A 6564-nucleotide genomic window follows, 5' to 3' on the forward strand; every position below is an offset into this window, starting at 1 on the left:
AAACACCCCCGCCGCGCTGCGCGCGACCCCCTCAAGGGGGCGACACCTGGGGCCGGCGGAGCCGGACCCTCGGTGTCCCTTGAAAGGGGTACTGCGCTTTCGACTGGGGTGGGGTTGCAGAAATCAGTAGCCGTCGGCCGAGGCCTTGGGCTGTGAGGCGCGCAGCGTGGCCAGCACCTGCTGCGAGCCGGCGGCCATGAGGCGCGCGTCGGAGCTGATGGTGACGAACTGGAAGCCCATGGCGATGCGGCGTGCGGCGGCTTCGGGTGAGCCGTTGTGGATGCCGGCCACCAGGCCGTGCGCCTTGGCACGCGCCAGGATGTGCTCCACCGCGGCGGCGGCCTTGGGGTCGAGGTCGTCAAAGGTGGGGTTGCAGCCCAGCGCGAGCGACAGGTCGGACGGCCCGATGTAGATCGCATCCAGCCCGGGGGTGGAGAGGATCTCTTCGAGGTTGTCGAGCGCCTGCGCGGTTTCGATCATGGCGAAGGTCACGATGGTGTCGTTCGCGTGCTTGGGGTAGTCGGCACCGCTGTAGAGCAAAGCACGCACGGGGCCGAAGCTGCGCGTGCCGCGCGGCGCGTAGTGGGTGTAGGCCACGAGCTTTTCGGCATCGGCGCGGCTGTTCACCATGGGGCAGATGACGCCGTAGGCGCCGGCGTCCAGCGTCTTCATGAGGATGCCGGGCTCCAGCCACGGCACGCGGACCACGGGCACGGTGTCGGTGGTGCTGATGGCTTGCAGCATGGTGACCATGGCCTGGTAGTCCACCACGCCGTGCTGCAGGTCGATGGTGAGCGAGTCCCAGCCCTGGTGGGCCATGGTCTCGGCCGAGAAACTGTTGGGGATGGCCAGCCAGCCGTTGGCCACGGCGCCACCACGGGCCCAGATTTCACGCAGACGGTTGGGTCGCATGGGGTTCCTTGTGCTTGTTGTCGGATGGGTGGAGTGTGCGTTCAACGGTCGAGCGCCGGGCGCTTGGGGTTGAAGGTCCAGTTGGGAATGAGGCATTGCATGGCGATGGCGTCGTCGCGCGCGCCCAGGCCGTGCTGCCGGTAGAGCTGGTGGGCTTTCTCCACCTCGGCCATGTCGAGCTCGATGCCCAGGCCGGGTTTTTTCGGCACCTGCACGTGCCCGCCCACGATCTGCAGCGGCTCCTTGGTAAGGCGCTGGCCGTCCTGCCAGATCCAGTGGGTGTCGATGGCGGTCACCTTGCCGGGGGCGGCGGCGCCCACGTGGGTGAACATGGCGAGCGACACGTCGAAGTGGTTGTTGGAATGCGAGCCCCAGGTCAGGCCCCAGTCGCGGCAGGTTTGCGCCACGCGCACGCTGCCGGCCATGGTCCAGAAGTGGGGGTCGGCCAGGGGAATGTCCACGCTCTGCAGCGAGAGCGCGTGGGTGAACTGGCGCCAGTCGGTGGCGACCATGTTGGTGGCGGTGGGCAGGCCGGTGGCGCGGCGGAATTCGGCCATGACCTCGCGACCGGAAAAGCCGTCTTCGGCGCCGCACGGGTCTTCGGCGTAGGCCACCACGCCGCGCATGCGCTGGCCCAGGCGGATCGCGTCTTTCAGCAGCCAGCCGCCGTTGGGGTCGAGCGTGACGCGGGCGTCGGGAAAGCGCTCGTGCAGGGCGATGACGGCGTCCACCTCCTCGTCGCCGCGCAGCACGCCGCCCTTGAGCTTGAAGTCGTTGAAGCCGTAGCGCTCGCGCGCGGCTTCGGCCAGGCGCACCACGGCCTCGGGGGTCATGGCCTCTTCGTGGCGCAGGCGGCTCCAGGCGTTGTCGGCGCCGGGTTCGCTGGCGTAGGGCAAGTGGGTTTTGGCCTTGTCGCCCACAAAGAACAGGTAGCCCAGCATTTCCACCGCGTCGCGCTGCTGGCCTTCGCCCAGGAGCGCGGCCACGGGCACGTCCAGGTGCTGGCCGAGCAAGTCGAGCAGGGCCGATTCCACCGCGGTCACCGCGTGGATGGTGGTGCGCAGGTCAAAGGTCTGCAGGCCACGCCCGCCGGCATCGCGGTCGGCAAAGCGGGTGTGCAGTTCGCGCAGCACGCGCTGGTGGTCGCCAACGGGTTGGCCCACCACCAGCGCGCGCGCGTCTTCCAGCGTCTGGCGGATCTTCTCGCCCCCCGGCACCTCGCCCACGCCGGTGCGCCCCGCGTTGTCGGTGAGGATGAGCAGGTTGCGCGTGAAGAACGGCGCGTGCGCCCCGCTCAGGTTGAGCAACATGCTGTCGCGCCCCGCCACGGGGATGACGCGCAGTTCGGTGATGCGAGGCGTTGAGGACATGAGGCAATGACGTGCGAGTTTCAATGAAGGAGTCGCTCCGGCGCGTGGGTCTGCTTCCAGAGATGTCGAGGATCCGGCTCCGCCGGTCCCAGACATCGCCCCCTGGAAGGGGGTCGCGCGCAGCGCGGCGGGGGTGAGCCTTTCAATCCGCCTTGATGTTGCGGGATTGGATCAGCTTCTGCCAGCGTGCGAATTCGGCGGCCTGGAAGGCGGTGAACTGCTCGGGCGTGCTCGCCACGACTTCAAAGCCCACTTCCAGCAGCTTCGGCTTGATGGCGGGGTCGTTCAGGGCGTCGCGGATGGCGGCGTGCAGTTGCCTTTTGAGGTCGGCCGACATGCCCTTGGGGCCGGCCACGGCTTGCCAGGAGTAGACGTTGGCGTCCTTGATGCCGAGCTCGTCGAGCGTGGGCACATTGGGCAGCAGCGGCGAGCGCTGGGCGCTGGTGATGGAGAGCGCCCGCAGCTTGCCGGCCACGATCTGCGGCATGGCGGTGTTGATGTTCATGAAGGACGAGTCCACCTGGTTGCCCAGCAGGTCGGTCATGACGGGGCCACCGCCCTTGTAGGGCACGTGCACGCCGCTGGTGCCGGTTTGCTGCCAGTAGAGCTCGGCGGTGAGGTGGTCGCTGCTGCCGTTGCCGGACGACGCGAAGGTCATCTTGCCGGGGTTGGCTTTCTGGAAGGCGAGCACGTCGGCCATGGACTTGTGCGGCGAGGCAGCGGGCACCACCAGCACGTTGGGCGCCTGCACGGCGACGGAGATGTAGTCGAACTCCTTGAGCGCGTCGTAGCTGACCTTGATCAGGTGAGGCGCGATCACGTAGGGGCCGAGCGAAGAGACAAACAAGGTGTGGCCGTCGGGCGCGGAGCGCGCGACTTGCGCGGCGCCAATGGTGCCGGTGGCGCCGGCCTTGTTTTCCACCACGAAGGTGCCGCCAAACTTTTCCTGCAGCTTGGGTTGCAGCGTGCGGGCGATCAGGTCGGTGGAGCCGCCGGGTGGGAAGGGCACCACGATGGTCACGGTCTTGTCGGGCCAGGCCATGGCCGTGGTGAGGGTCATGGTCGCGCCGAGCGCGCACAGCAGCTTCTTCATGGTGTCTTGTCTCCTGTCGTTGGGAATCATGCGGCGAGGGTCTGCATCTGGTACCGGTACCAGGTGCATACGGCCAGAATGGTACCGGTACCAAATTCGGGCGTCAACGGTTTTTTTGGCCACCCGTCGGCGGTGGCCGGCCTCGCTTCACACACAGGTGCGGGACGACCGCTCAGGTCGTGTCGCGCTCGACGATCGAGAACCCCACGTCGACCACCGGCGCAGCCACCTCGCGCCGCTCAGCCCGGTCGATGAGGCAGCGCGCGGCCATACGCCCAATGTCCGCGCCGTTGATGTGCACCGTGCTCAGCGCGGGCACCATGTCGGCCACAAAGGGCACGTCGCCAAACCCCATGACGGCCAGTTGGCCCGGCAGGTCGATGCCGCGCACGCGCGCCTGCGTCACCACGCCGGCGGCCAGCAGGTCGGAGCTGCAGAACACGGCGTCCACCTGCGGATCGATCGCCAGCAGACGCTCCAGCGCATCGCGCCCGCTCTTGATGGTGCGCGACGCACCCACGTCCACCACCTGCACCGCCACCTCGGCCAGCCCGCTGCGCGCCACCTCGGCGGCAAACGCCTGCTCGCGGCGGGCCGCGCGCTCGTCGTTCGCGCGGATCATGGCCAGGCGGCGGCGGCCTTTGCCGATGAGGAACTTCGCCACCTCGCGGCCAATGTCGGTGTGCGAGAAGCCCACCAGCATGTCGATGGGCGCGGGCGTGAGGTCCCAGGTTTCCACCACCGGAATGCCCGACGCCAGCAGCCGCGTGCGGCCCTTGCCCGAATGCAGCACACCCGTGAGGAAGATGCCGTCGGGCCGCCGGCCAATGATGGCTTCGAGCAGCGACTCTTCCCGGCTGGCCGAATAGCTCGACTGCCCCAGCATGAGCTGGTAGCCGGCGTCAAACAGCGTGCCGTTGAGCGATTCGATGGTTTCCATGAACACTGACATCACCGTGCTGGGCACCACCGCCGCAATGAGCCGGCTGCGCGAAGACGCCAGGCCACCGGCCATGCGGTTGGGCACGTAGCCGGTCTTCTGCACCGCTTCCAGCACTTTCTGGCGCACCTCGAGCGACACCTGGTCGGGCGTGTTGAGCACGCGCGAGGCGGTGATGGGCGCCACGCCCGCCAGCCGTGCCACGTCGCGCAGGGTGATGGCCCCGCTGCCACGGCGCGAACGCCGGGGGTTGTCGGTGTCTTTCGTTTGAGGCATAAAATGGTACCGGTACCAATCTGAACACGATCGTAGCCGGAAACGGCCTGCGATGCGCGCTGAATCATAGGAGATGCGCATGCCCGATACCCCCCCGGCCACCCTTGCGGCCGCCGCCACGCCGCTGACGATTCGCATGCACGCCGACGACAACGTCGCCATCGTGGCCAACGACGGCGGGCTGCCGGCGGGCACCGCCCTGCCCGGCGGTCTGGTGCTGCGCGACAAAGTGCCACAAGGCCACAAGGTGGCGCTGGTGGACCTCGCGCGCGGCGCGCCGGTGCTGCGCTATGGCGTGCCCATTGGCCACGCGCTGGACGCGATCGCCGCCGGCAGCTGGGTGCACGAGCGCCTGCTGCAGATGCCCGAGGCGCGCGGCCTGGAGAACCTGCCCATGGCGACCGCACGGCCGCAGCCGCAGCCCGCGCTGGAGGGTTACACGTTTGAGGGCTACCGCAATGCCGACGGCTCGGTGGGCACGCGCAACATCCTGGCCATCACACAAACCGTGCAGTGCGTGGCCGGCGTCACCAGCTTTGCGGTGCAGCGCATCAAGGCCGAGCTGCTGCCGCGCTACCCGAACGTGGACGACGTGGTGGCACTGGAACACGGCTACGGCTGCGGCGTGGCGATTGACGCGCCCGACGCCGTCATTCCCATCCGCACCCTGCGCCACATCAGCCAGAACCCCAACTTCGGCGGCGAGGTGATGGTGGTGAGCCTGGGCTGCGAGAAGCTGCAGCCCGAGCGGCTTTTCCCGCCCAACGCCATCCCGATCCAGGACACCCGTGGAGCCGGCGAAGAGCGGTTGGACACTGTGTGTTTGCAAGACGACGCGCACGTCGGCTTCATGAGCATGGTCGACTCCATCCTGCGCCAGGCCGAGGTGCACCTGGAGCGCCTGAACGCGCGCCGGCGCGAAACCGTGCCCGCCAGCGAGCTGGTCGTGGGCGTGCAGTGCGGTGGTAGCGACGCCTTCAGCGGTGTCACGGCCAACCCCGCCGTGGGCTTCTGCACCGACCTGCTGGTGCGCGCAGGCGCGAGCGTGATGTTTTCCGAAACCACCGAAGTGCGCGACGGCATTGCCCAGCTCACCGCACGCGCGACCACGCCCGAGGTGGCGCAGGCCATGGTGCGCGAAATGGCCTGGTACGACGCTTATCTGCAGCGCGGCAGCGTGGACCGCAGCGCCAACACCACGCCCGGCAACAAGAAAGGCGGGCTGTCCAACATCGTCGAGAAAGCCATGGGCTCGATCGTGAAGTCGGGCAGTGCGCCGATCTCCAACGTGCTCGCGCCTGGCGAAAAGCTCCAGGCCAAAGGCCTCACCTACGCCGCCACGCCCGCGAGCGACTTCATCTGCGGCACGCTGCAGCTGGCCGCCGGCATGAACCTGCACGTGTTCACCACCGGGCGCGGCACACCGTATGGGCTGGCGGCCGTGCCGGTCATCAAGGTGGCCACGCGCAGCGACCTGGCGCGGCGCTGGCACGACCTCATGGACATCAACGCCGGCACCATCGCCGACGGACAGGCCCGCATCGAAGACGTGGGCTGGGAGCTGTTCCGCTTCATGCTCGACGTGGCCAGCGGCCGCAAGAAAACCTGGGCCGAGCAGTGGAAGCTGCACAACGCACTGGTGCTCTTCAACCCCGCGCCCGTGACCTGAACCCCGAATGACCGCCGCGCGGCGCGGGGTACACGCCCATGCGCTTGACGGCACCCGGTCGCGCTGTCATCGTCGCCCCCAATCTTCAAAACAAGGGTGGTACATGGTGATCCAGCCGCACGGTCAGATGCGACGTTTTTCGGGTGCGGCCGCAGGCCTGCTGGTGGTGCTCACGCTGGTGGGCTGCAAGAGCCTGCCGCGCGTGGTGCCCGACCAGGAGCGCCGCGCCCCGCCGGTGCGGCTGGAGGGCTCGCAAGGCCCGCTCTCGGCCGAGCGCAGCCGGGCCATTCTGGAGCGGCTGCGC

The 6564-nt window shown here is 68.4% G+C and carries 5 protein-coding genes; 1 reads left to right on the plus strand and 4 read right to left on the minus strand.

The genetic code is table 11. The features are described 5' to 3' along the window. Nucleotides 1-123: 123 nt before the first annotated feature. The 4 genes from KXJ60_RS04460 to KXJ60_RS04475 all read right to left on the minus strand — a co-directional run bounded on the left by KXJ60_RS04460 (nucleotide 124) and on the right by KXJ60_RS04475 (nucleotide 4591). Entirely contained in the window at nucleotides 124-912 is a 789-nt protein-coding gene (locus tag KXJ60_RS04460; RefSeq protein ID WP_291124486.1) for an aldolase/citrate lyase family protein, read from the minus strand. Nucleotides 913-953: 41 nt separating this feature from the next. Beyond that, nucleotides 954-2282 (minus strand): glucarate dehydratase, encoded by a 1329-nt coding sequence (gene gudD / locus KXJ60_RS04465; RefSeq protein ID WP_291124488.1) that lies wholly within the window; start codon nucleotides 2280-2282, stop codon nucleotides 954-956. Nucleotides 2283-2424: 142 nt separating this feature from the next. Continuing rightward, nucleotides 2425-3375 carry a tripartite tricarboxylate transporter substrate binding protein gene (locus KXJ60_RS04470; RefSeq protein WP_291124490.1) on the minus strand — a complete coding sequence of 317 codons (951 nt, stop codon included), beginning with the start codon at nucleotides 3373-3375 and terminating at the stop codon, nucleotides 2425-2427. Between the two features lie 172 nt (nucleotides 3376-3547). Then, entirely contained in the window at nucleotides 3548-4591 is a 1044-nt protein-coding gene (locus KXJ60_RS04475; RefSeq protein ID WP_291124492.1) for a LacI family DNA-binding transcriptional regulator, read from the minus strand. Between the two features lie 79 nt (nucleotides 4592-4670). On the opposite strand from KXJ60_RS04475, the gene garD reads away from it, so the two are divergent. Next, nucleotides 4671-6260: a galactarate dehydratase gene (garD, locus tag KXJ60_RS04480; protein WP_291124494.1), complete on the plus strand. Its 1590-nt coding sequence runs from the start codon at nucleotides 4671-4673 to the stop codon at nucleotides 6258-6260. Nucleotides 6261-6564: the final 304 nt, after the last annotated feature.

Origin of the sequence: Hydrogenophaga sp. (assembly GCF_019264445.1) — a bacterium.
In the GTDB taxonomy this organism is placed as follows: domain Bacteria; phylum Pseudomonadota; class Gammaproteobacteria; order Burkholderiales; family Burkholderiaceae_C; genus Hydrogenophaga.